19 protein-coding genes and 1 pseudogene are annotated in these 24,821 nt (G+C 64.7%); 14 read left to right on the top strand and 6 right to left on the bottom strand.

The features are described from left to right. Positions 1-53: 53 nt before the first annotated feature. The gene (gene galE / locus IVB46_RS19895) at positions 54-1,067 is read right to left on the bottom strand and encodes a UDP-glucose 4-epimerase GalE (RefSeq protein ID WP_028153516.1); all 1,014 of its coding nucleotides are present in this window, start codon (positions 1,065-1,067) and stop codon (positions 54-56) included. A gap of 126 nt (positions 1,068-1,193) precedes the next feature. On the opposite strand from galE, the gene IVB46_RS19890 reads away from it, so the two are divergent. Then, positions 1,194-2,231, top strand: coding sequence for a glycosyltransferase family 4 protein (locus IVB46_RS19890; protein WP_247309755.1), 1,038 nt, complete (start codon positions 1,194-1,196; stop codon positions 2,229-2,231). Positions 2,232-2,450: 219 nt separating this feature from the next. On the opposite strand, the gene IVB46_RS19885 is transcribed toward IVB46_RS19890, so the two are convergent. The 3 genes from IVB46_RS19885 to waaF all read right to left on the bottom strand — a co-directional run bounded on the left by IVB46_RS19885 (position 2,451) and on the right by waaF (position 4,735). Then, positions 2,451-2,849 (bottom strand): hypothetical protein, encoded by a 399-nt coding sequence (locus IVB46_RS19885; RefSeq protein ID WP_028153514.1) that lies wholly within the window; start codon positions 2,847-2,849, stop codon positions 2,451-2,453. Positions 2,850-3,131: 282 nt separating this feature from the next. Beyond that, positions 3,132-3,431 carry a hypothetical protein gene (locus tag IVB46_RS19880; RefSeq protein WP_028153513.1) on the bottom strand — a complete coding sequence of 100 codons (300 nt, stop codon included), beginning with the start codon at positions 3,429-3,431 and terminating at the stop codon, positions 3,132-3,134. 254 nt (positions 3,432-3,685) lie between these two features. After that, entirely contained in the window at positions 3,686-4,735 is a 1,050-nt protein-coding gene (gene waaF, locus IVB46_RS19875; RefSeq protein WP_208087760.1) for a lipopolysaccharide heptosyltransferase II, read from the bottom strand. 173 nt (positions 4,736-4,908) lie between these two features. Between waaF and rfaD the strand changes: the two genes are divergently transcribed. The 6 genes from rfaD to IVB46_RS19845 all read left to right on the top strand — a co-directional run bounded on the left by rfaD (position 4,909) and on the right by IVB46_RS19845 (position 12,859). After that, entirely contained in the window at positions 4,909-5,889 is a 981-nt protein-coding gene (rfaD, locus tag IVB46_RS19870) for an ADP-glyceromanno-heptose 6-epimerase (protein ID WP_166099514.1), read from the top strand. Positions 5,890-5,902: 13 nt separating this feature from the next. Further along, entirely contained in the window at positions 5,903-7,387 is a 1,485-nt protein-coding gene (rfaE1, locus tag IVB46_RS19865; protein ID WP_247309757.1) for a D-glycero-beta-D-manno-heptose-7-phosphate kinase, read from the top strand. Next, positions 7,384-8,679, top strand: coding sequence for an O-antigen ligase family protein (locus tag IVB46_RS19860; RefSeq protein ID WP_166099485.1), 1,296 nt, complete (start codon positions 7,384-7,386; stop codon positions 8,677-8,679). The genes rfaE1 and IVB46_RS19860 overlap by 4 nt, the downstream gene beginning before the upstream one ends. Positions 8,680-8,778: 99 nt before the next feature. After that, positions 8,779-10,692, top strand: coding sequence for a nucleoside-diphosphate sugar epimerase/dehydratase (locus tag IVB46_RS19855; RefSeq protein WP_208087758.1), 1,914 nt, complete (start codon positions 8,779-8,781; stop codon positions 10,690-10,692). 2 nt (positions 10,693-10,694) lie between these two features. After that, the gene (locus IVB46_RS19850) at positions 10,695-11,915 is read left to right on the top strand and encodes a glycosyltransferase family 4 protein (RefSeq protein ID WP_247343334.1); all 1,221 of its coding nucleotides are present in this window, start codon (positions 10,695-10,697) and stop codon (positions 11,913-11,915) included. Further along, entirely contained in the window at positions 11,912-12,859 is a 948-nt protein-coding gene (locus tag IVB46_RS19845) for an NAD-dependent epimerase/dehydratase family protein (protein WP_038957566.1), read from the top strand. Before IVB46_RS19850 ends, IVB46_RS19845 begins: the two co-directional genes overlap by 4 nt. Here IVB46_RS19845 and IVB46_RS19840 read toward each other — a convergent pair. Together IVB46_RS19840 and IVB46_RS19835 are read right to left on the bottom strand one after the other, a co-directional pair. Continuing rightward, entirely contained in the window at positions 12,847-13,866 is a 1,020-nt protein-coding gene (locus IVB46_RS19840) for a glycosyltransferase family 4 protein (RefSeq protein WP_166099476.1), read from the bottom strand. The two genes, IVB46_RS19845 and IVB46_RS19840, sit on opposite strands and share 13 nt — an antisense overlap. Continuing rightward, positions 13,863-14,822: a lysylphosphatidylglycerol synthase transmembrane domain-containing protein gene (locus IVB46_RS19835; protein ID WP_166099473.1), complete on the bottom strand. Its 960-nt coding sequence runs from the start codon at positions 14,820-14,822 to the stop codon at positions 13,863-13,865. Before IVB46_RS19835 ends, IVB46_RS19840 begins: the two co-directional genes overlap by 4 nt. A 221-nt stretch (positions 14,823-15,043) precedes the next feature. Between IVB46_RS19835 and IVB46_RS19830 the strand changes: the two genes are divergently transcribed. From IVB46_RS19830 to IVB46_RS19795, 7 genes and pseudogenes are all read left to right on the top strand, one after another. Continuing rightward, the gene (locus IVB46_RS19830; protein ID WP_208087756.1) at positions 15,044-16,033 is read left to right on the top strand and encodes an SDR family NAD(P)-dependent oxidoreductase; all 990 of its coding nucleotides are present in this window, start codon (positions 15,044-15,046) and stop codon (positions 16,031-16,033) included. A 7-nt stretch (positions 16,034-16,040) separates the two neighbouring features. Further along, positions 16,041-17,453, top strand: a complete 1,413-nt coding sequence (locus IVB46_RS19825) for a mannose-1-phosphate guanylyltransferase/mannose-6-phosphate isomerase (RefSeq protein ID WP_208087755.1) — start codon at positions 16,041-16,043, stop codon at positions 17,451-17,453. A gap of 181 nt (positions 17,454-17,634) precedes the next feature. After that, on the top strand, positions 17,635-18,639 hold the full coding sequence (locus IVB46_RS19820; protein WP_247309759.1) for a Gfo/Idh/MocA family oxidoreductase: 1,005 nt from the start codon (positions 17,635-17,637) through the stop codon (positions 18,637-18,639). A 10-nt stretch (positions 18,640-18,649) separates the two neighbouring features. Continuing rightward, entirely contained in the window at positions 18,650-19,831 is a 1,182-nt protein-coding gene (locus IVB46_RS19815; protein WP_155795084.1) for a DegT/DnrJ/EryC1/StrS family aminotransferase, read from the top strand. A gap of 218 nt (positions 19,832-20,049) precedes the next feature. Next, on the top strand, positions 20,050-21,576 hold the full coding sequence (murJ, locus tag IVB46_RS19810; RefSeq protein ID WP_208087753.1) for a murein biosynthesis integral membrane protein MurJ: 1,527 nt from the start codon (positions 20,050-20,052) through the stop codon (positions 21,574-21,576). 574 nt (positions 21,577-22,150) lie between these two features. Further along, the gene (locus IVB46_RS19805; protein WP_208087752.1) at positions 22,151-23,068 is read left to right on the top strand and encodes an NADP-dependent oxidoreductase; all 918 of its coding nucleotides are present in this window, start codon (positions 22,151-22,153) and stop codon (positions 23,066-23,068) included. A gap of 988 nt (positions 23,069-24,056) precedes the next feature. Further along, a pseudogene (locus IVB46_RS19795) lies at positions 24,057-24,584 on the top strand (xanthine dehydrogenase family protein molybdopterin-binding subunit); the annotation flags it as partial. Between the last annotated feature and the right edge of the window lie 237 nt (positions 24,585-24,821).

Genomic DNA, 24,821 nt, shown 5'->3' with positions numbered 1-24,821 from the left:
CCGCTAAAGCCGCGCTTTTCAAGCCCAATTAAGGGCTTGCGCTGGGATGGAATCTAGGCCGAGACGGCGTGGCGGAGCTCGCCATGGCGCTCGCGGAACAGCTTGTCCTCCCAGGCCAGCGCGTGGGCCGCGATGGTCTCGAGGTCGTCGTATTGCGGCTTCCAGTCGAGCAGGCCGCGGATGCGGCTGGTGTCGGCGACCATGGTCATGATGTCGCCGGGCCGGCGCGGGGCGTATTGCACGGCGAAGCTGCGCCCCGAAACCCGGCGCACGGCGTCGATGGTCTCCAGCACCGAATAGCCGCGGCCATAGCCGCAATTGAGCGTCGTCGAGGCGCCGCCATTGCGCAGGTAAGCGAGTGCCGAGCGATGGGCCTGCGAGAGGTCCGAGACGTGGATGAAGTCCCGGATGCAGCTGCCGTCCTGGGTCGGATAGTCGGTGCCGAACACGTCGATCTTGGCGCGCTGGCCGGTCGCGGCCTCGACGGCGATCTTGAGCAGATGCGTGGCGCCGACGGTGGCCAGCCCGATGCGCGCCTGCGGATCGGCACCGGCGACGTTGAAATAGCGCAAGGTCACGTATTGCATGCCATAGGCGGCGGCGACGTCGTGCAGCATGATCTCGGTCATCAGCTTCGACGAGCCGTAGGGCGACAGCGGCCGCGTCGGCGCGTGCTCGGGCACCGGTACCAGGTCCGGATTGCCGTAGACGGCCGCGGTCGAGGAGAAGATGAAACGGCTGATGCCGCGCTTGACGGCGACGTTGAGCAGGTTGCGCGCGGTCATGAAGTTGTTGCGGTAGTAGCCGAGCGGATCGCGCATCGACTCCGGCACGACGACGGAGCCCGCGAAATGGATGATGCTCTCGATGTTGTGCTGGGCGATCACGCCTTCGACCAGGTTCTCGTCGCCGGCGTCGCCAATGAACAGCGGCACGCCCTCGGGCAGATAGGCGGAAAAACCGGTGGAGAGATCGTCGATCACGACGACGTCCTCGCCGGCTTCCGCCAGCGCCAGGACCGTGTGACTTCCGATATAGCCGGCGCCGCCGGTGACTAGCACAGTCATGATCTCACCCGTCTTCGATCAACGTGCCACGTTAACGTTTGCGCGGTGAAGAGGGGGTTTCGGCAGCCCTGAACTGGTCACTATGCTTAATGTTGCGTATAGGGGGCTTCCGTAACGGAGCATGACGTGGCGAATTCCCCCGGCGATCTGGAAGTGATCGTGCCAAATCTGCACAGGCGCTATTCCGGGGTCACCGCGACCAACCGGATGGTGGCGCCACGGCTGGCAAAGCTCTATCGCGCGGCGTGGTTCGGCTCGGATGCGCCGGAGGGGATTTCGCGACTAAGCGCTGCCGATTTCCTCAAACTATGGGGCCGCAAGACGCCATTGATCTGGCATGCGCGGCGCAACAACGAGATGATCGCGGGCGTGCTCCTGCGCGCGCTCGGCTGGCCATTGAAACTCGTGTTCACGTCGGCCGCGCAGCGGCATCACAGCTGGATCACGCGCTGGCTGATCCGGCGCATGGACGCGATCATCGCGACATCAGACATCTCGGCCTCGTTCCTGAAGGTGAAGGCGACGGTGATCCCACACGGCGTCGACACCGACGTTTATGCGCCGCCGAACGATCGCGCCGCGGCCTTTGCGGAAGCCGCGCTGCCGGGCCGCTACGCGATCGGCTGTTTCGGCCGGGTGCGCGCGCAGAAGGGCACCGATGTGTTCGTCGATGCGATGTGTCGCCTGCTGCCGCGCTATCCGGATTTCACTGCAATCATCGTCGGCCAAGTCACGCCGGAGCAGACTCCCTTTGCGAACGATCTGAAGAAGCGGATCGAGGCCGCCGGCCTGCAGTCGCGCATCGTCATCACCGGTGAACTGCCGATCGAAGCGGTGCAGCGCTGGTATCAGCGGCTGACGATCTACGCCTTCACCTCGCGCAACGAAGGTTTTGGTTTGACGCTGATCGAGGCGATGGCGGCCGGCAGCGCGCTCGTCGCCGCGCGCGCCGGTGCGGCCGCGCTCGTGGTCGAGGACGGCTCGACAGGTGTGCTGATCCCGACTGGTGACGCTGATGCGTTGGCCGCCGCGCTCGAACCGCTGATGCGCGACCCGGACGCCGCGCTCGCCATGGGCGCGCGGGGGCGGGCACGGGTGCTGGCGAAGTTCAGCCTCGATGCCGAAGCGGCGCGGATCGGTGACGTTTATCGTCCGCTGCTCTGAACTGCCGTTTTCGCGACAGCAAACAAAAATCTCGAAAACAACCCCATGCAAAGTAGCCGGTGCCAGCGGAATTAACGGGTTGACGGCCGGTGCAATGCGTTGCGGATTTTACGAGGCCGTTTGACACGTCGGGCAAAACAGCGGCACGATGTCATCATCGGCCGCAGTTGCGATACCCGGATCATCCATCCAGGTTCCTTCAGACCGTCGCGGTCGACTTCACATTGGGCAGCGCACATACGGCATTTGCACTGGCACCGGCTCCTTGGAGCTGAGTGTGATATTATTCTCTCCGGAGAATGTCAGGTCGAATGCGACGTCTGAAATCGCGACGCCGTCCGAGCACGACGCGATTATTCGCATATTCGGCCCGTCATCGCGCAACGATTTGACCGTGCATTTTTCAAATGTGCCGGTTACTTGCCTTCCCTGGACGATTAAACCGCCCGCGTGGAGATCAGCATCTTTCTTGAAGGCAAGCCTGTTGTTCTCTTTCGTAAATATTTGGCCACAGGCCGAGGCGTCGATTGTCCAAGCTCCGTTCAAATCCGCAGCCTGAATCGAGGCCGATTGCGTCACGAGAAGTACCAACGTCACCAAAGGATTGAAGGTCCTCATGAAACTCTCCGACTAAATGGTCAATACTGCCAAATCAGCCTCTTCGACGCCGATGGGGGCGCAGCAAGACGCGCCCCTTCGTATCGGTCTTGAGCAGTATTTGGGTGCGGCGAACTGGCGAAGCTGTTGTTGATCTAAGTCAATAGGCTCTGCAGAGCGCTCGTCTGCTTGAGGCAAAGCGCAGCGTAGCGCGATGACGAGTGCGATCTGTCAGAGCTGGAAAGGCCGCCGCATTTGTCCGGCGGCCTCCGCGCTTGAGTGGCTTGCGGGGCGGCGCCCCAGCTAGAGATCGATGCTAACGGCGATGTTGCGGCCCTGTAGTTGGGAAATCTTCATTCCGTCAGCCTGCACTTGCGCGAACTCCGGGTCGTTTGCCACGGCTTCCTGCACTTTGCCGTAAACTTCCCAATTGGAATAGCGCGTCGCAACCAGCAACTCTCCTGCCCACTGGCCAGTGTGGAAGCGGGAGAGCCGAAGAAATTCGGCGCCGTGTTTCTCAAAGATTTTCTTCGCCTGCCTGACGATCTTGATCATTTCCTCGGGCTTGTCGGTCTTGAAGCGAGTGAATTGAACGATCGGCATGGGGCTACCTCCATAACTGTGTAAAATGTCCAAGAGGCATGTATCGAGCGACGTTTGAGGAGCGAACCTCTTGTTCGAATCTCGATGAAGATTCGTCTTTGTCGACGTGATCTTGGTTCAGCCCTCACAAGCGGCAGCGACGCAGCCTTATCCCGCGAATGAACTGACAACGTCACTGACTAAAGCTGGCGGACGGAAAGACCTGCTGTTGGATTCGCTGCCAGTTGCCCGACCAACGCATGGCGTCAATGAGTTCACACTCCGAGCACCCGCTGCGCGATCGCCACGACCTCGGAAGCCGCGATATCCCGCATGCAGCGGTGGTCGTTCATCTTGCAGATCGTGCTCTGGCAGGGCTGGCATGAGAGCACGCTCTTGTCCTGGACCACGGTCGCGGCGAGGCCGTTGAGGGGGGCCCAGAGATAGGGGCTGGTCGGGCCGAAGATGCCCATGGTGGGTGTGCCGAGCGCGGCTGCGATATGCATCAGGCCGGAATCATTGGAGATGGCGACGCCGGCCGCGGCCATGGCAAGGACGCCGTTGCGCAGATCGGTGCCGGTGAGGTCCCGCACGCCCGGACCGCCGGCGGCGACGATCTCCTGGGCGAGGCCCTTTTCGGCGGGGCCGCCAACCACCCAGACCTCCAGCCCGCGCTCGGCCAGCAAGCGGGCAGCCTCCGGATAATAGGTCCAGCGCTTTGAGACGCCGACTGAGCCGGGAGCCAGCGCGACCGCCGCCCCGGCGCTGAGGCCATTTGCCTGCCGCCAGCGGACGACGTCCTCGGCCGGGACCCGCAATTGCGGCACCGGCCATTCCGCGGGCAGGGGGGCGCCATCGGGTTGGGCCAGGGCGGCGTTCTTGTCGATGAAGCGGGGCAGCTTCTTCTCGCCCCAGCGCCAGCGGTTGAGTAGGCCGAACCGGAACTCGCCTACGAAGCCGACCCTTTCCGGAATCCCGGCCAGCGCGGGCGCGATGGCCGCCTTCCAGGTCCGGGGCAGCACCAGAGCTGTCCCGTAATTCCGCTCGCGCAGGAGCTTCGCCAGGCCGAGCTGGCGGCCTACGGCGAGCTGGCTGCGCGGCAGGTCCCACATGATGCCATCGCGCACGCCGGGCATGTAATCGACCAGGGGGGCGCAGAGGGAGGTGGTCAGGAGATCGACCGGCCGGTTGGGCCAGCGTTCGTTCAGGACCCGGACAACGGTGTGATTCCGGACGAAATCGCCGATCCACATATAGGGGATGATCAGGATCGGGCGTGTGTCGCTCCGATCTGCATCTCGATCAAATTGCGAATCTTGGTTCATTCGTTAATAGGACCGGAACGTGCTGATGTGGCGGTTCGGTTACCCGCTCCGGGGCGGCAGGTAAAGCCGGGACAGCGCCCGATCCAAAACCGCTTACACTTTGGTGGATCATGCGCTAGGGCAGGACTGGGCCGTGAAATCGGGCAGGGCAAAACCTGGGCAGGGTAGGTTGAATGTTGCTGGTGACCGGCGGGGCCGGTTTTATCGGATCGAATGTCGTGGCTGCGCTGAATGAGGCCGGCCGCAGCGACGTCGTGGTCTGCGACCTGCTCGGCAGCGACGGCAAATGGCGGAACCTCGCCAAGCGCCAGCTTGTGGATATCGTCCCGCCGGCGGAGTTGCTCGACTGGCTAGAGGGCCGCAAGCTCGATGCCGTGATCCATCTCGGGGCGATTTCCGAGACCACCGCGACCGACGGCGACCTCGTGATCGAGACCAATTTCCGCCTGTCGATGCGCCTGCTCGACTGGAGCACGGCGAATGCGGTGCCGCTCATCTACGCGTCCTCGGCGGCGACCTATGGCGACGGCGATGCAGGCTTTGACGACGACGCCTCGCTGCCCGCGCTGAAGAAACTGCGGCCGATGAATCTCTACGGCTGGAGCAAGCACCTGTTCGATCTCGCCGTCGCCGAGCGCGTCGCGCGCGGCGACAAGCTGCCGCCGCAATGGGCCGGACTGAAATTCTTCAACGTGTTCGGCCCCAACGAATACCACAAGGGCTCGATGATGAGCGTGCTGGCGCGCCGCTTCGACGACGTGAGGGCCGGCCGTGTCGTGCAATTGTTCAAGTCGCACCGCGAGGGCATTGCCGACGGCGATCAGCGCCGCGACTTCATCTATGTCGACGACGTCGTCCGCGTCGTCATGTGGCTGCTGGCGACGCCGTCGGTGTCCGGTCTCTTCAACGTCGGTACCGGCAAGGCGCGCAGCTTCAGGGATCTGATGCTCGCTGCCTATGCCGCGCTCGGCACCAGGCCCAACATCGAATATGTCAACATGCCCGAGCAGATCCGCAGCAGCTATCAATACTTCACCCAGAGCGAGGTCGATCGCCTGCATCGCGCCGGCTATAACGGCGGCTTCACGACGCTCGAGGATGCGGTGAAAGCCTATGTCGGCGATTATCTCGACCGGCCAGACCGCTTCCGCTGAGGCTTCAAGGACCATGCCGACGCCCATTCTCGATTTCGACGCCCTCGCGCAAGCCATCTCAGGCCGTACGGTGCTGTGCATCGGTGACATCATGCTGGACGAGTTCGTCTATGGCGAGGTGTCGCGGATCTCGCCGGAAGCACCGGCGCCTGTGATCGCCGCCCAGCGCAGCGAGATCCATATCGGCGGCGCCGGAAACGTCGCGCGCAATATCGCGTCCCTCGGCGCGCGCTGCATCTTCGTCGGCCTCGTCGGCGAGGACGATGCCGGTGCACGGCTCAAGGCCGCGCTCGATGAGCAGGACAGCATCGAAAGCGCGCTGGTGTGCGATCCGTCGCGGCCGACCACGCGAAAAGTCCGCTTCGTCTCCGAGCATTTTTCCACGCATATGCTGCGCGCGGATTGGGAGCAGGCGATGCCTGCCTCCGACGACATCGAGACCAGGCTGATCGACGCAATCCTGCCGCAGATCGCGCGCGCCGACATCGTGCTGCTCTCCGACTACGCCAAGGGCGTACTGACCGCGCGGGTGATCCGCCACACCATCGACGCCGCGCGAACGCTCGGCAAGCCCGTGATCGTCGATCCCAAGAGCCTGAACTGGGCGATCTATCGCGGCGCCACGCTGCTCACGCCCAATCGCAAGGAATTTTCGGAGGCGACCCGCAGCCGCGCCGACACGCCGCAGAGCATCGTCGATGCCAGCGAGGACGTGATGCGGCTCGCCGATTGCGAGGCGATCCTGGTCACGCAAGGCGAGCACGGCATGACGCTGGTGCCGCGCAATGGCGAAGCCGTTCATGTTCCGGCTGTCCCCGTGCAGGTGCGCGACGTCTCCGGCGCCGGTGACACCGTCGCCGCCGCGCTTGCGGTGTCGCTCGCGGCGGGTGCGGACTGGGACACGGCGTTGCGGATGGCCAATGCGGCCGCTGCCGTCGCCGTCGGCAAGCAAGGCACGGCCAGCGTGAGCGCGGCCGAGCTGCGGCGGAAGATCCTGCCGCATGCCTATCTCGCGGCCGAGGAGAAGATCGTGCTCGAGCCTGATGCGCTCGACGCACAGCTCGCGGAATGGCGCCGGCAGGACCTGCGCGTCGGCTTCACCAATGGCTGCTTTGACATCCTGCATCCCGGCCACGTCAAGGTGTTGACCGCGGCGCGCGGAGCCTGCGATCGCCTGATCGTCGGCCTCAACAGCGATGCCTCGGTGCGGCGGCTGAAGGGCGCCGATCGCCCGGTTCAGGACGAGCGGGCGCGTGCGGAAGTGCTCGCGGCGCTCGAAGCCGTCGATCTCGTCGTCATCTTCGAGGAGGATACGCCGATCGATTTGATCACCCGGATCAAGCCGAGCGCGCTGGTGAAGGGCGGCGACTACACCCGCGAGCAGGTGGTCGGCCACGAGGTCGTCGAAGCCGCCGGCGGGGCCGTCGTGCTGGTCGACATCCTCCAGGGCTTCAGCACGACCGCGCTGGTCCATCGCGCGCGGGGAGGGGGCAAGTGACGGACCAAGCGACGACGCTCGCCCGGGAGACGACCGGCCAGACGCTGTGGCGGCGCTTTCGCAGCCCGGCGGCGTGGTACGAGACGGCCGACCTGTTCGCAATCCTGACCGTGGCGTCGCTGCCCTGGTCGACCTCGCTCACGGCGATCTTCAACGCTGTGTTCCTGCTCTGCATGGTGCCGTTTCTCGACGTCCGCGCATTCCTGCAATCGCTGAAGCGCCCGATCGCAGCCGCGCCGATCGCGCTCGTCCTGCTCGCGCTGGTGGGCACGCTGTGGTCGGATGCGGCCTGGGGCGCGCGTCTCTATGCGGTCAATCCGACCGTCAAGCTGCTCGTGCTGCCGGTCTTCCTCTATCATTTCGAGCGCTCGCCGCGCGGGCACTGGATGTTCATCGCGTTCCTGGTGTCCTGCGCGCTGCTCTCGGTGATGTCGTGGCTGGTGGCCTTCTATCCCAACCTGACGCTCAAGCCCGATCAGCTTGAGCGCGGCATCTTCGTCAAGAACTACATCGACCAGAGCCAGGAATTCGCGCTGTGCGCGGTCGCGCTCGCCTATCCCATCGTGATGCTGCTGCGCGAGAAGCGCTATTGGTTCGCGGGGCTATTGATCGCGCTGGCTCTGAGCTTCTTCGTCAACATGGCCTTCGTGGTGGTGTCGCGCACCGCGCTGGTCACCGTTCCGATCATGTTCGGCGTGTTCGCACTGCTGCACCTGCGCTGGCGCAGCATCGCGATCATCTCGGCCGCTCTGCTCGCCGGCGCCGCTCTCGCCTGGCAGGCCTCGCCGCAATTGCGCAAGACCGCGGACACCTTCGCCAGCGACTACACGCGCTATGTCGAAAAGGGCGAGCCGACCTCGCTGGGCCTGCGGCTCGAATTCTGGCGGAAATCGCTCGGCTTCTTCGCGGAGGCGCCGATCAAGGGGCACGGCACCGGTTCGACGCGTGGATTGTTCGAGCAGGTCAAGACCGGCAGCGGCTACCAGGCCTCCGCCGAGGTGATCGGCAATCCGCATAACCAGACGCTCAATGTCGCCGTGCAATGGGGCGTTATCGGCATCGCCGTTCTCTACGCGACCTGGATCCTGCATCTCCTGTTGTTCCGCGGCGATGGGCTGGCCTATTGGGTTGGCCTACTGGTCGTGGTGCAGAACGTCTTCACCTCGCTGTTCAACTCCCATCTGTTCGACTTCCACGAGGGCTGGATGTATGTCATCGGCGTCGGCGTTGCCGGCGGCATGGTGATCCGGGCCAGACGCGTCGATGCGAAGGTGGGGGAAGCTGGTTCCTGAACGGCCGCGCGGCTGGCAAGTCTTGTACTGGCAAGTCTTGTCGAGATGGGCTATCAGCGCGGTCAGGTTGCACCTAACTGGGATTTCATCGGTCGGCGGATGACGCGTCTTTCGCATCTCACCTTGCGCAATTTCCTGATCGCGCTCCACGACCTGCTGGCGACCACGGCGGCGCTGTTCGCAGCCTTCTACGTGCGTTTCGAGGGCGGCGACGGCTTCTTCGATCGGCTGCCGCTGCTGTTCCGGATCCTGCCCTACTTCCTCGCCTTCAGCGTGGTCGTGTTCTTCCTCTTCAATCTGACCACGACGAAATGGCGCTTCATCTCGCTGCCTGACGCGCTGAACATCATCCGCGTCGCGACCGTGCTGACGGTTGCCCTCCTGGCGCTCGACTACATCTTCGTCGCCCCCAACGTCCGCGGCGCCTTCTTCCTCGGCAAGGTGACGATCGTCCTCTACTGGTTCCTCGAAATCGCCTCCCTCAGCGCGCTGCGCATGGCCTATCGCTATTTCCGCTATACGCGGGTGCGGCGGCATGCGAGGGGCGAGGATGCCGCGCCGACGCTGCTGATCGGCCGCGCCGCGGATGCCGAGGTGCTGCTGCGCGGCATCGAGAGCGGGGCGATCAAGCGCATCTGGCCGGTGGGCGTGCTGTCGCCGTCGAGATCCGATCGCGGCCAGTTCATCCGCAACGTGCCGGTGCTGGGCGACATCGACGACATCGAGGACGTCATCGGCGACTTCGCCAAACGCGACAAGCCGATCGCACGCCTGGTGATGACGCCGTCCGCGTTCGAGCCGGACGCCCATCCGGAATCGATCCTGATGCGGGCGCGCAAGCTGGGCGTGATCGTCAACCGCATGCCCTCGCTGGAGAGCGGCGACGCGCCGCGCCTCACGGCCGTCGCGGTCGAGGATCTCCTGCTGCGGCCGAGCGAAAAGATCGACTATGCGCGGCTCGAAGCGCTGATCAAGGGCAAGGCTGTCATCGTCACCGGCGGCGGCGGATCGATCGGGTCCGAGATCTGCGAGCGTGTCGTTGCCTTCGGCGCCGCACGTTTGCTGATCGTGGAAAATTCCGAGCCGGCGCTCTACGCGGTCACGGAGACGCTGGCTGCGCAGGGCGCTGCGGCCGCGATCGAGGGGCGGATCGCCGACATCCGCGACCGGGAGCGCATCATCCGCCTGATGGCGGAGTTCAAGCCGGACATCGTGTTCCATGCCGCCGCGCTCAAGCACGTGCCGATCCTGGAGCGCGACTGGAGCGAGGGCGTCAAGACCAATATCTTCGGCTCGATCAACGTTGCCGATGCGGCGCACGGCGCCGGCGCCGAAGCCATGGTGATGATCTCGACCGACAAGGCGATCGAGCCGGTGTCGATGCTCGGCCTCACCAAGCGCTTCGCCGAGATGTACTGCCAGGCGCTCGACCACGATCTTGCCGCAGCTAGCGGCAGTGCCAGGCCGCCGATGCGGTTGATCTCGGTCCGGTTCGGCAACGTGCTGGCATCGAACGGCTCGGTGGTGCCGAAGTTCAAGGCCCAGATCGAGGCCGGCGGCCCCGTGACGGTGACGCATCCCGACATGGTCCGCTACTTCATGACCATCCGCGAGGCCTGCGATCTCGTCATCACGGCGGCAACGCATGCGCTCGGAACGCAGCGTCCCGACGTCTCGGTCTACGTGCTCAACATGGGCCAGCCGGTGAAGATCGTCGATCTCGCCGAGCGCATGATCCGCCTCTCGGGCCTCCAGCCCGGCTACGACATCGAGATCGTGTTCACCGGCATGCGGCCGGGCGAGCGCCTGCACGAAATCCTGTTCGCCTCCGAGGAGCCGACCCGTGAGATCGGTGTCGCCGGCATCATGGCCGCGCAGCCGAACGAGCCGCCGATGCAGACGCTGCGCAAATGGATCGCGGCGCTGGAGCAGGCGATCGCGCGGGACGATCGGGCCACGATCAAGACCATCCTGAAGGATGCGGTTCCTGAATTCGGGTCGACCGCGGCCTGACCATGCAGTCTCAAGGCAAGATCGTCGTCGCGAGCCAGCACTATCCGCCTGATCCGAGCACGACCGCCGCGATCATGGCAGAGATCGCATGCCGCGTCGCCGTCAACCACGAGGTCATCGTGCTGTCGGGCTCGCCCGGCGAATTGCCGGCCTCGCAAACCGGCCCGGGCAAGCCGCGCGTGATCGCCATCAAGAACCGGATGGCGGGAAAGGCCGCGCTGGTGCGACGTGGCGCCTCCGAGCTGCTGTTCGCGGCGCGCACCTTCTTCGCGTTGATCCGGGAGCTTAGGGCTGGTGACGTCGTGGTCACCGTGACCGCGCCGTTCATGCTGCCTTACGCGGTCGCGGCCGCGGCAAGATGCAAGGGCGCGCGCTCGGCGCTGATCATGCACGACCTCTTCCCCGATGTTCTCGTGATGGCGGAAATCCTGAAGCCCGGCTCGTTCGTGACGCGAACGATGCGCGCGGCCAACAGCCTGATGTTCCGCGCGCTCAATGCCGTCATCACAATCGGCCGCGATGCGGAGCGGCCGCTCTTGAGCTATTCCGGCATGACGCGGAACAAGATCCGCTTCATCCCGAACTGGGCGACGCTCGTACCGGCGGCACGTCCCCTGGCGCCGGACAATCCGTTCCGCAAGGCGCTTTCCGCGCGATTCATTGTCGGCCTGTCGGGCAATCTTGGCTTCACTCATGATCCGGAGATCGTGTTCGAGGCGGCACGCCTTTTGAAGGACGAACCGGACATCCACTTCCTGCTGTCCGGCTGGGGCATCGGCTTCAAGCGGCTGAAGCAGTTGCAGGCCGAGGCGAACTTGCCCAATGTGTCGTTCGTGGCGCGGGTGGCGGATGCCGAGCTCGAGGCGTTCCTGGCGGCTGCCAATCTCTGGATCATTCCGTACCGGAAGAACGTGGCGGGGGTGTCGGTGCCGAGCCGGTTCTACAATCTGCTGGCGGTCGGCCGTCCGGTGGCGCTGGTCTCCGAGCCGGAGGCCGAGGCCGCGTTGACGGTGGCGGAGAACGGGCTCGGCTGGGTCGTGACGCCGGGCCGCGCCGATCAGCTCGCCGACGCAATCCGCGCGGCATCACGTTGCGACGCCGCCGCCATGGGCGAACGCGCGGTGAAGGCGGCAGCGAGATTCGACCAGACGACCGCGATGAACGCCTATGCCGGGTTGATCGACGAATTGTTGCGCAACCCCGATCTGACGGAGCAACGATGAGCGAGCGGAAACCGGTCGTGCTGGTGACAGGGGCGAGCGGCTTCGTCGGCCGCCACGTCGCGCCTGAGCTCGCGCGCGAGGGATGGTCGGTCCGCCGCGCGGCGCGCAGGCCGGAGGGAATCGAGGACGAGGTCGCGATCGGATCGATCGGGCCCGATACCGATTGGGAGGCGGCGCTCGAAGGCGTCGACGCCGTGGTCCATCTCGCCGCGCGCGTGCATCACAAGCACGAGGAGCACGCGGTCCAGCTCTACCGCAACGTCAACATCGCCGGCACGCTGCACCTGGCGCGCTCCGCGGCAACGGCGGGCGTTCGCCAGTTCATCTTCGTCAGCACCGTTCTCGTGCACGGCCGCAGCAATGATGGCCGCGCGCCGTTCAGCGAAGAGGACATCCTCACGCCGCGCGGCCTCTACGGCATGTCCAAGGCCGCCGCCGAGGCGGGCTTGAGGACGCTGGCGCGCGACAGCGACATGAATATCTCGGTGATTAGGCCGCCGCTGGTCTATGGCGCTGGCGCTAAGGGCAATTTCGCGCTGCTGACGCGCGCCGTGAATCTGGGACTGCCGCTGCCCTTTGGCGCAATTCGCAATCAGCGTGCGTTCCTGGCCGTGCAAAATCTGTCGTCGTTCATCCTGCGCCGGCTGGCTCACCCCGATCCCACGAGCAATTTCGAGATCTTCCTGGTCGCGGACACGGAACAGGTCTCGACGCCCGAATTCATCGAGCGGCTGGCGAAGGCTGCCGGCAAGACCTCGCGGCTGTTCGGCATGCCGCCGGACCTGCTCTCAACGCTGCTCAGCGTGATGGGCCGGCAAGATACTCATGACAGCCTGATCGGCTCGCTCGAGCTCAACCTCGCCAAGGCGATAGCGACCGGCTGGCAGCCGCAGGTCTCCCTCGACGAGGGCCTGCGGCTCGCGCTGTCGGCTCAGGACGCCTGAGGTCGGGAGAAGCGGTGCAGGACGAATCCGATTGCGATCGCGCCCGCGACAAGCGCGAGCCATGTGACCGAGGTCGAGCTTGCGCGAACCGTGATGATGGCAAGCACAGCCAGCAATAGATTGAGCGCGAACACATCGCCGATCACGCCGCGGACCGTGAAGCCGTTGTCGGTAGCGCGCTGGTAGAAGTGCGAGCGGTGCGCCGACCAGAATTGTTCGCGGCGCGCGATGCGCCGAAACAGCGTGATGGTGGAATCGACGAGGTAATAGGCCGGCAGCAGCAGTGCCGCAGCCGGCTGCCCATGCCAGGCGAGCTCCAGCAGGCACCAGCCGAGCAAAAGGCCGATCGGCAGGCTGCCGACATCGCCCAAAAACACTTTTGCGACCGGACGGTTGAACGGCGCAAAGCCGAGCATGGCGCCGCACATTGCCGTGGCGATCAGCGCCGCCGGCCACGAGAGATCACCGAGCAGTCCCAGCAGCAGCAGCGCCGCGGTGACGGGCACGACTTCCGCGACCGTCATCAGGTCCAGCCCGTCCATGAAGTTGACGAGGTTCACGAACCAGACGCCGGCGAGCAGGATGAGGCCACGCTCGAGCGGAAGGGGCAGTGCCGGCACGATGCGCGCAGTCTCGGACGCGGTGAACACGACCGCGCCGACGCAGGCTGCTTGCAGCGCCAGCCGCGCCAACACCGGCAGCGACACGATGTCGTCGGCGAATCCGACCAGGGCGATCACGATCGTTGCAATGACTAGCGCCGGCGGGATCGCAACGTTCGCCCAGGCGGCCCAGGCCGATGCGACCAGCAGCGTGGCGGTGATCACCGCGATGCCGGCGCCCTGCGGGGTCGGAATGCGATGCGAGGAACGGGCATTCGGTCGCGCCAGGGCATAGCGCTGGAGCAGGGGACGGCTGGTCCAGGTGATGATCGCCGACATCAGCGCGGCGACCGCGACGGCAAGCAGCGACGACATGACGGCAACAGCGTCGACGGTTGGGCTCACTGCGGCACCCCGAGCGGCGCCGACCCTTTCGCGGCCTTCTCCGCGCTGAGGATCCAGACCAGGCCGCCGATCGCGCCGACGATGAAGAGCACGGCGCCGAATAGCAGCGAGACGTTAACGCCTTCATTGGCGGAAAGCCCGGCGAAACCGAAGGCCAGGCCCATCGTCGCCTCGCGCACGCCCCAGCCGGCGATCGAGATCGGCATCAGGGTGATCAGCATGATCGGCGGAATGAGGAGGAATGTTTGGCCGAAGCTGACGGGGGCGGCAATCGACTTCACCACGCACCACGCAATGACGACGGCGAGCACGTGAACGAGAAGCGACAGAATTGCGACGATCGGTCCGCGCTTGGCGTTGAAGATCACGCGGTTAGCAATCACGGCGCAGGCGTGGATGTGATGGGTGGCCCACCAGGTCTTCAGCCACGACCATTTCAGCGCGCCGAAGATCAGGAAACCGACGCCGCCCGCGAGCGCGGCGAAATCGACGAGCAGCAGCGCCGAGCGTCCGTGCGGATCGGTGATGAGCTCGTAGCTCCAGGGCAGGCTCGCGACGACGACGATCGCCAGCGCGACAAGGCCGATCGCGCGGTCGACGAAGATCGAGTAGGTGGCCGCACGCCATCCGGCGCCGGCGCGCGCAACCAACCATAGCCGGACCGCATCGCCACCGATCGCGGAGGGCAGCGTCTGGTTGAAGAACGCACCGATCACGTTGTAGCGCATCGCGCGGCCGAGCTCGAGCGGCGCGCCGCATTCGGCGCTGACCTCGCGCCAGCGGACCACGCCGACGAAGATTTGCAGGAACGTGACCGCGATCGCCATGGCGATCCAGAGCAGGCTGGTCGCGGTCAGGCGTGAAAACAGTTCGGACAGATCGACCTTGCGCAGCGCCAGGTAGAGCAGCGCTCCGGAAATCAGGATTTTGGCCGTCGACAGCAGGATTCGGCGCATCTCGCCCGCATGAACAGGGTTTGCGAAGATTTGAGGCAACCCGACGCGAGGCGTCGAATTCGGCCGCTTTGGTATGGTCTTGGCGCCGATCTTGCAATAGCGCTTATCTGGAGCGGTGACGAATAGCGGCGAGGCTATTGCGACGGCCTCGATACCGCGGCTAAAGAGGCGCCGCGGGGCCGGCTTGGGGATCGCGTGGCAACAGATCGCTTGGGAACAGGATGACGGATCAGGCGATTTTGGTCACGGGAGCCGCCGGGTTCATCGGCTTTCACGTCGCCCGGCAGCTGCTGGCCGAGGGCCGGCCCGTGGTCGGGCTCGACAATCTCAACAGCTATTACGATCCGGCGCTGAAACAGGCGCGCCTGGCCCTGCTTCGGAGCGATTCCCGCTTCGCCTTCGTCGAGGCCGATCTCGCCGACCGCGAGACCATCTCGGCGCTGTTTGCGCGACATCGATTTGACAAAGTCGTGCATCTCGCGGCGCAGGCGGGCGTGCGCTACTCGATCGACCATCCGCACACTTACGCCGATTCCAATCTCCAGGGCTTTCTCAACGTGCTGGAGGGCTGCCGCAACAACTCTTGTCGTCATCTCGTCTACGCCTCGTCATCCTCCGTTTATGGCGCCAACACTAAACTGCCATTTGCCGTGCAGGACCGGACCGACCATCCAGTGAGCTTCTATGCCGCGACCAAGAAGGCGAACGAATTGATGGCGCAGTCCTACAGCCATCTCTACCGGCTGCCGGTCACGGGCCTGCGCTTCTTCACCATCTACGGCCCGTGGGGCCGGCCCGACATGGCCCTGTTTCTGTTCGTGAACGCCATCATGGCGGAGCGTCCGATCCGGCTCTTTAACCATGGCAAAATGCGTCGCGACTTCACCTATATTGACGACGTCACCCGTGTAGTATCCAAGCTGATCGATCGGGTGCCCGCGGATGACCCGGCTGCCGCAAATGCGCCGTCTAAGGTCTACAATGTTGGCAACCACCATCCGGAAGAGCTGATGCATGTCGTCGGACTTCTGGAGCAGGAGCTGGGTCGGACGGCAATCAAAGAATTGCTGCCGATGCAGCCGGGAGACGTCTTGGAAACGTTCGCGGATGTCGAGGATCTGACGCGCGACACCGGCTTTGCACCGTCAACGCCGATCGCGCTCGGGGTCCGCAATTTTGTCACCTGGTATCGGGACTACTTCAAGGTTTGAAATGACGATGGACAAACGCATTATCCCCCTGATCATGTGCGGCGGTGCCGGCACGCGGCTGTGGCCGGCTTCGCGCGAGGTGCGCCCAAAACAGTTCCTGCCGCTGTTCGGCACGCGCTCGACCTTCCAGGACACGCTGCTGCGCGTGTCGGATGCCTCGCTGTTTGATCGTCCGATCGTCATCACCAATGCGTCCTATCGCTTCATGGTGCTGGAGCAGCTCGCCGAGATCGGCATCGAGGCCGACGTGATCCTCGAGCCGATGCGGCGCGATTCCGGCCCCGCGATCGCCGCGGGCGCGGTGTTCGCACAGAACCGCGCCAGTGACGCGATCGTGCTCGCGCTCGCCGCCGACCACGTGGTGCAGGACAACGCCGCCTTCGTCGCGGCGTGCCGCGAAGGCCTCACCGCCGCGAGCGCTGGGCGCATCGTCACCTTCGGCGTCAAGCCGGAGCGGCCGGCGACTGAATACGGCTATATCAGCCCGGGCGAGGTGATCTCCGGCGAGGTGCACGCGGTCGCGCGCTTCGTCGAAAAGCCTGATGCCGTGAAGGCGGCCGACTACGTCAGTTCGGGCTATCTCTGGAACAGCGGCAACTTCATGTTCCCGGCCACGGTCCTGCTCGACGAATACCGCAAGGTCGACGCGGCGAGCATCGAGGCGGTGTCCAATGCAGTGACCAATGCGGGCCGCGATCTGGGCTTCGTGACGCTGGAGCCCGAGGCGTTCGGCGCGGCGAAGGCGATCTCGATCGACTACGCGGTGATGGAGAAGACCTCGCGCGCAGCGGTTGTGCCGGTGTCCTGCGGCTGGTCCGACGTCGGCTCCTGGCACGCGGTGTGGGAGTTGTCGGAGAAGGACGCGCAAGGCAATGCTTCGCATGGCAGTGCGGTGTTCGAAGACTCGCGCAACTGCAACGTCACCACAGATGCAGCGCTGGTCGCGCTCGAAGGCGTCGACGATCTCGTCGTGGTCGCCACCGCGGATGCGGTGCTGGTCTCGCGCCAGAAGGATGCCAACGGCCTGAAGCGCCTCGTGACGAAGCTGAAGGCGGTCGCACCGAAGGTCACCGAGGAGCATCTCAAGGTGCACCGGCCCTGGGGCAGCTACCAGTCCGTCGACAACGGCGAGCGCCACCAGGTCAAGCGCATCGTCGTCAAGCCGGGCGGGCGGCTGTCGCTGCAGAAGCACCATCATCGCGCCGAGCACTGGATCGTCGTCCGCGGTGCCGCCCGGGTGACCGTCAACGAGACCGTCAAGACGGTGCACGAGAACGAGTCCATCTACATCCCGATGGGCGCGGTGCACCGGATGGAGAACCCCGGCAAGATCATGCTGGAACTCATCGAGGTCCAGACCGGAAGCTATCTCGGGGAAGACGACATCATCCGGATTGAAGACGACTATCAAAGGTCGTAACCAGCAAGCTCCGAATCACGCGACCCGGGCCGGAAGGCGCAAGCTTTTGGCGCTAAGGCCCGGGGAACGTGTAACTTTTTGAATCAAATCGTGTCCGGTCAATTCGGCTGACATTCGCCACAAATGTGGCGCCCGTGTTAGAAGCGGCCCGGGGATTTGCGTTGAATCGGGGTTTACTCAGATGAGTTCCAAAGGGTTTGCACCGGCAAAGGCCGGCTTGCGCGTTGGCGTCGTTGGCGCGGGCGTGATGGGCAGCAACCATGCGCGCGTGCTCGCGGGTCTTCCAGGCGTCAGCCTCGTCGGTGTGGTCGATCCGTCGCCGGCGCATCTGACGCGCACCACCGAGCTTGCCAGCTGCCAGGGTTTCGAGACGCTCGACCAACTCCTCGCCGAAGGTGTCGACGCCGTCACCATCGCCGCGCCGACCCATCTGCATCACGAGGTCGCGCTCGCCTGCATCGGCAGGAACGTTCATGTGCTGGTGGAGAAGCCGATCGCCTCCACGGTCGCGGAAGGTCGCGAGATCGTCGCCGCCGCGCAAAAGGCCGGCGTGACGCTGATGATCGGCCATGTCGAGCGCTTCAATCCGGCGGTCGCCGCCGTCAAGCAGGCGATCGCTGGCGAAGATATTCTCTCCATCGCGATCACCCGCGTCGGCCCGTTCCCGCCGCGCATGTCCAATGTCGGCGTCGTCATCGACCTCGCCGTGCACGACATCGATCTGATCCGCTGGTTCACCGAATCCGACATCGTCGAGGTGCAGCCGCAATTGTCGAGCGCGGTCGCCGAGCGCGAGGACATCGCGCTCCTGCAGTTCCGCACCGCCAATGGCGTGCTCGCGCACATCAACACTAACTGGCTGACGCCGTTCAAGGCGCGCAGCGTCACGGTCGCGACCCGCGGCAAATACGTGATGGGCGATCTGTTGACGCGCCAGGTCACCGAGTGCTTCGGCTTCAAGCCGGACGGCAGCTATTCGATGCGGCATCTGCCGGTCGGCCACGACGAGCCGCTCCGTGCCGAGTTGATCGCGTTCCTGAAGGCCGTCCGCAACGGCGAGACGCCGGCGGTTACCGGCGACGAGGGCGTCGCCAGTCTCGAGATCGCCACGCAGTGCCTCGAAACGCCGTCGCGGCCCGCGGCCTCGTCGGCTGCCCGCAAGGGCCCGCGCCGCGTCGCGGGCTGATCTCTTCTCCATGTCGACCGCTCAAAACCCGCAAGGCGCCATGAACCAGCATCTGCGTTCCGAACCCATTCCCTTCGTCGACGTCGCCTCGCAGCGCCGCCGGCTCGGCGCCTCGCTCGATGCCGCCGTCAAGCGCGTCCTCGACCATTGCCAGTTCGTCAATGGTCCTGAAGTCGCCGAGCTCGAGAAGCAGCTTGCGGCCTATAGCGGCGCCAAGCACGTGATCGGCTGCGCCAGCGGCACCGATGCGATCCTGATGGTCATGATGGCGAAGAATGTCGGCCCCGGCGATGCCGTGCTGTGCCCGTCCTTCACCTTCATCGCAACCGCGTCGCCGGTGGCGCGCACCGGCGCGACGCCTGTTTACGTCGATGTCGATGAAGCCACCTTCAACATGAGCCCGGAGTCGCTCAAGCGCGGCATCGCGACCGCCCGCAAGGCCGGCCTGAAGCCGGTCGCGGTGATTCCGGTCGATTTGTTCGGCCAGCCCGCCGACCACGATTCCATCGCCGAGATCGCCAGGGCCGAAGGCCTGTTCGTGCTGGATGACGCAGCCCAAGGGTTTGGTGCGAGCTACAAGGGCCGCAAGCTCGGCACCTTCGGGCTCGCCACCGCGACCAGCTTCTTCCCGGCCAAACCGCTCGGCTGCTTCGGCGACGGCGGCGCGATCTTCACCGATGACGACGAGCTCGCCGCGACGCTGCGCAGCATCCGCGTGCACGGGCAGGGCGTGGACAAATACGACAACGTCCGCCTCGGCCTGACCGGCCGGCTCGACACCATGCAGGCCGCGATCCTGATCGAGAAGCTGAAGATTTTTGACGACGAGATCGCCGCCCGCAACAAGGTTGCGGAGCGTTACGCGCGTGGCCTGTCCAACGTCGTCACCGTGCCGCGGCTTGCGCCGGGCAATACCTCGGTCTGGGCGCAGTACACGATCCGTCTCCCTGAGGGCACCGACCGCGACGGCTTCGCCGCCGCGCTGAAGGCCCAGGGCGTGCCGACCGCGATCTATTACGGCAAGTCGATGCACCAGCAGACCGCCTACAAGCAGTATCCGGTCGCCGACGGCGGCCTGCCGGGCTGCGAGAACCTGTCGCAGGACGTCATCAGCCTGCCGATGCACGCCTACCTGACGGAAGCCGACCAGGAGCGAATCATCGCCGCAGTGCGCGGCGCGATCGCGGGCTGATTTCTTCCCCTCTCCCCCTGTGGGAGAGGGTGGCTCGCCGCGCTAGCGGCGAGACGGGTGAGGGGTATCTCTCCGCGCAAAAAGCGGAGAGATACCCCTCACCCCAATGCGCTTGTGTCTGATCGCGGCGATGCCCTCTCCCGCAAGGGGAGAGGGCACAGCAACGCACATCGCAAGATGCAATCGACCTCTGTTCGATAAGTCTCTAAAACAGACGCATGCTCGGACGCATCTTCACGGTTGGTGGTTACACGCTGCTCTCGCGGCTGACGGGATTTGCCCGCGACATCATGCTCGCGGCGATCCTGGGCGCCGGCCCCGTGGCCGACGCCTTTTTCGTGGCGCTGCGGCTGCCTAATCATTTCCGCGCGATCTTCGCCGAGGGCGCCTTCAACGCCGCCTGGGTGCCCGCCTATGCGCATGTCCATGGCGAGCGCGGGGAGGGGGCGGCAAAATTGTTCGCCGACCGCATCTTCACGCTGCTGCTGGCATCGCAGGTGGTGCTGCTGATCGTCGCCTGGCTGTTCATGCCGCAGGCCATGAGCATTCTGGCGCCCGGCTTTTCCGAGGACGCCGAGCAGCGCAAGCTCGCGATCGAGCTGACCCGGATCACCTTTCCCTATCTGCTGCTGATCACGCTGGTGACGCTCTATGGCGGCATGCTCAACGTGATGCAGCGCTTTGCCAGTGCCGCGGCGGCATCGATCTTCCTCAACATCTCCATGATGATGACGCTGGCGCTCGCCGCCTGGTTTCCCAGCGCGGGCCACGCCGCCGCCTGGGGCGTCCTGATTTCCGGCTTCCTGCAATATTTCCTGCTCGCGGGCGATCTCGCGCGCCATGGCGGCCTGCCGCGCTTTGCGCCGCTGAAGCTCGACGAAGACGTCCGCAGCTTCTTCAAGGCGCTTGGGCCGGCGACGCTGGGATCGATGGGCACGCAGGTCGCGCTGTTCGCCGACACCATCATCGCGACCTTTCTGCCGGCAGGCGCGCTGTCCGCGCTCTATTATGCCGACCGCCTCAACCAGCTGCCGATCGGTGTGATCGGCATCGCGATCGGCACGGTTCTGCTGCCGGAGATGTCGCGGCGGATCACCGCCAACGATCATGACGGTGCGATGAAGGCGCAGCGCCGCGCCTTCGATTTCACGCTGCTGTTCTCGATCCCATTCGTGGCGGCCTTCATCACTGTGCCCGACGCGATCATGCGTGCGCTGTTCGCCCGTGGCGCGTTCTCGAAGGCCGATGCCGCCGCCGCCGGCGCCACGCTCGCGGCCTATGCCATCGGCCTGATCCCCTTCGTGCTGATCCGCAGCGCAGTCGCGACCTTCTATGCCCGCAAGGACACCGCCACGCCAGTGCGCGCCTCGCTGACCGGCATCGCGGTCAACGTCGCCCTGAAGGTGGCCTTGATGGGATCGCTCGCCCAGATCGGCCTGGCGCTCGCAACCGCCGTCGGTGTCTGGACCAATCTGCTGCTGGTGCTGTTCTTCGCCGTACGGCGCGGCTTTCTCGTGCTGGACCGCGCCTGGCTGTTGTCGCTCGCCAAATTCCTGCTGACCGGACTGATCCTCGCCGCCACGTTCTGGCTGATCGCGCGCTTCAGCGGTTCTATGCTGGGCTCGATGCACTTCCGCGATGAGCTGATGCTGGTGCTGCTGGCCGTCGGAGGCACCATCGTCTACGCGCTCGCGATCCTCATCCTGTTCGGCCGCAGCTGGTTGGTCTCGCTGGTGCGTGGCTAGGAGTGAGCCAACAGGTTTGTCAGGTCCGCTCTGCCCACGAAAGGCGGACCTGCAGTAGACGTCAGTGCACTTCGGCTAAGGGCCTGGAGTCGACCTTAGCGGGGCATCACGAGGCAGTCTCAGTCGGAGCTCAGAACCGCGCATCGCTCACCTGCGTGAAGCTTTGTGTATGGCGTCGGTGAGTTCATCATCGCTGGACCGATCGCTCCTTGAGGTTGTTCGCCCCGTGAGCTGACTGAATAAGTCCAGTCGGTTGGTGTCGGCAGCGACTTGCCAAGCCCAGTTTTGCGATTCTCGTCGGCTCACAGTCTCAAGGCCGACATCATGGCATCGGTTGGTACAGCCAGAATCGTCAATCTTGGTACTTTTTTATAGCCAGGCGCAACGCATCTACTCGCTACGACCATGGATCGGAGCGAGCCCGATCCATCGGGCTTAGCGGGAGTTCCGATCAGTGCAGACAACTCAATCGCCGACACGGAGACAGGAGTTCCACACTGCCTAGCATTTTGTGGAAAGCCGGCGCGTGCGCGCTCCCTCACATTTCCACCGAAGAGACCAAGGAGAAAATCCCATGAAGGCGATCGTTGTAACGGAGCAAGCCGCGGGAACGGCCGGTATGAAGCTGGTGCGCCGGCCCGAGCCGCAGGCAGCGATAAACGATGTCGTCGTCCAGGTTCATGCGTCGAGATTTATCCCGACTGAGCTTGCGTGGCCCTCGAGCTGGGCCGATCGCCTTGATCGCAACCGAACGCCATCGATCCCTGGGCACGAGCTGGCCGGAGTGGTCTCTGCCCTTGGATATGGAACAACGGGGCTGTCGGTGGGACAACGGGTGTTCGGCCTCGCGGACTGGTATCGCGACGGCACGCTGGCCGAGTACGTGGCAATCGAGGCGCGCAACCTTGCGCCGCTGCCGGGCGACGTCGACTTTACCGTGGGCGCGAGCCTGCCGATCTCCGGCCTCACCGCGTGGCAAGGGCTGTTCCAGCACGGTCGCCTTCAGGCGGGGCAGAGCGTGCTGGCACACGGGGCGGCAGGCGCAGTCGGGTCTATGGTGACGCAACTCGCACGAGCGGCCGGAGCTTACGTCATCGGCTCCGGACGTGCCGCCGATCGTCAGACAGTGCTCGACCTCGGCGCGAAGGAGTTCGTCGACCTCGACAACGACGCACTGGAGGACATCGGCGAAGTCGATCTGGTGTTCGATGTCATCGGTGGTGACATCCAGAAGCGGTCCACAGGACTCATTCGAGCCGGGGGAACACTGGTGTCCATCGTCGGTCCGGCGGAGGCGCCGCCTTCCAACGGGCTGGCGATCGACTTCGTCGTCGAGGCTGATCGTGCCCAACTGAGTGAGATCGTCGAGTGGGTGCGGGACGGACGACTGCGGACTAACATCGGCAACGTCTCGACCCTCGACGATGCCGTCGCCGCCTTAAATTCGACCGAGCGACGTAAGGGAAATACGATTATCCGCGTTCGTCCCTAAGCGACGCACGTCCGTTGATGCGCGCAGCCGGCCGGCTCGTCCAGGTCGGCCGGCTGTTGAGAATGTCCCAGGGGGCAATGGCCGCCCTCTCGGAGCGGTCGTAAACGTCCGCTTTGGAATGCCCCTCGCGTAGGGGACATGAACCGTCGCGTCGAATGAGCGAATTCGTCGGAGCGAGGGACTCGCCTCCAAGGTGCAACCGACCTCCGCACATCCCTTGATTTTGCACGATTGCCGTGGTATTGGCGCCGCATGATCAAATCGTCGCGCCATTTCAACCGCAACCACATGACCCGCTTCGGCTGGGCCGTGGAAGGAGTCGCGCGCTAGGAATTCGACGACGACATCTTTTCCACCAGGCCCCGCCGGCATCGGACGGGGCCTTTTGTTTGGCCACGCTCCCTGCCGGCACAACAGCAGGAGCATCCGATGCCACCCCAACAGACGAACAGCGCATCCGAGATTGAGCGCGATGCCGCGAGGCTTCGCCTCGACCTCTCCATCGTCTTGAGACTGATCAAGCGATACTGGCTTGCGTTTCAGGAGCGGCGGCCGCGCCCAGGGCTCGGATTGCAGGACCTGAGTGACAGGGAGCTGATGGATATCGGCTTGACGCGTAGCGAGATCGACTACATCTCGCCTGAACGCGCTATCGATACGCTGAGAGATCGCGCCACGGATCTTTGGAGGCGGGGCGTGATATAGGTGATCAACCGTCGGAAGCGGAGATACGCTTTGCGAACAAGCGGCAGTCAGCGCGACTACTTCTTAGGAGTGCACCGCGGGACGAGTTCGGCAACTATCGTGCCATCAACCGGACCGTTCCTCACAGGGAAATGACCGGGCTGCGGCGTTTTCGTCGCATCCCGCTCTGACAGGCGAGGCGCCGGGCGAGTCTTCGCGGCCTGTGCACGCCTAAAGCCGTTTGCCTTGCCACTTTTTCCACGGCAATATGCCCGCAAAACAACCATGAGGACGGGATAAGAAAATGGCGGCTCCCATCAAGTTCGGCGTTGGCCAAAGCGTGCTGCGCAAGGAGGATGACGCGCTCATCCGCGGCAAGGGCCAATATACCGATGATTATGCGCCGCAGGCCGCGCTTCGCTGCCTGATGCTGCGCTCGCCGCACGCGCATGCCAAGTACACCATCGATGCGAGCCGGGCCCGTACGCTGCCGGGCGTTGCGCTGATCCTGACCGCCGATGATGTGAAGGATCTCGGCAATCTGCCCTGCCTGTTCAATCTCGAGACCGATCCCTTCACCGGCCCGCCTTACCCGATCCTCGCCAAGGACGAGGTGCGCCATGTCGGCGATTCCATCGCCTTCGTGGTCGCCGAGACCATCGACCAGGCGCGCGACGCGATCGAGGCGATCGAGGTCAAATGGAGCCCGCTGCCGGCGGTGACCGGCGTCGTCAACGCGGTCAAGAAGGGCGCGCCGCAGGTCTGGCCGGACAAGGCCGGCAACGTGCTGTTCGACGTCTCGATCGGCGACAAGGCGGCGACCGAGGCTGCGATTGTCGCGGTCCGAGTCCACCAGACCTGCCGCTCGTGCCGTTCGATATCCGCCTCGGATTTTTGATTATCTTTCCAGTTCAGCCATTCCTGGGCGAACCCGATCGTCATGACGGGCGCGGTTCCGATCGCGATCGCTCCTGCGGATGCCGCGACGGTCTGGGCAAGGCGCGCTCGGACGTTGGCTGCACCCGTCTTTTCAAGCACCGTAAGCCATTTCCGGGACTGTTCGTCTGAA

Source organism: Bradyrhizobium sp. 61 (genome assembly GCF_023073075.1).
GTDB lineage: Bacteria > Pseudomonadota > Alphaproteobacteria > Rhizobiales > Xanthobacteraceae > Bradyrhizobium > Bradyrhizobium barranii.
Note: the sequence above shows the minus strand (reverse complement) of the source record. Positions and strands in the feature narration are given on the sequence as shown.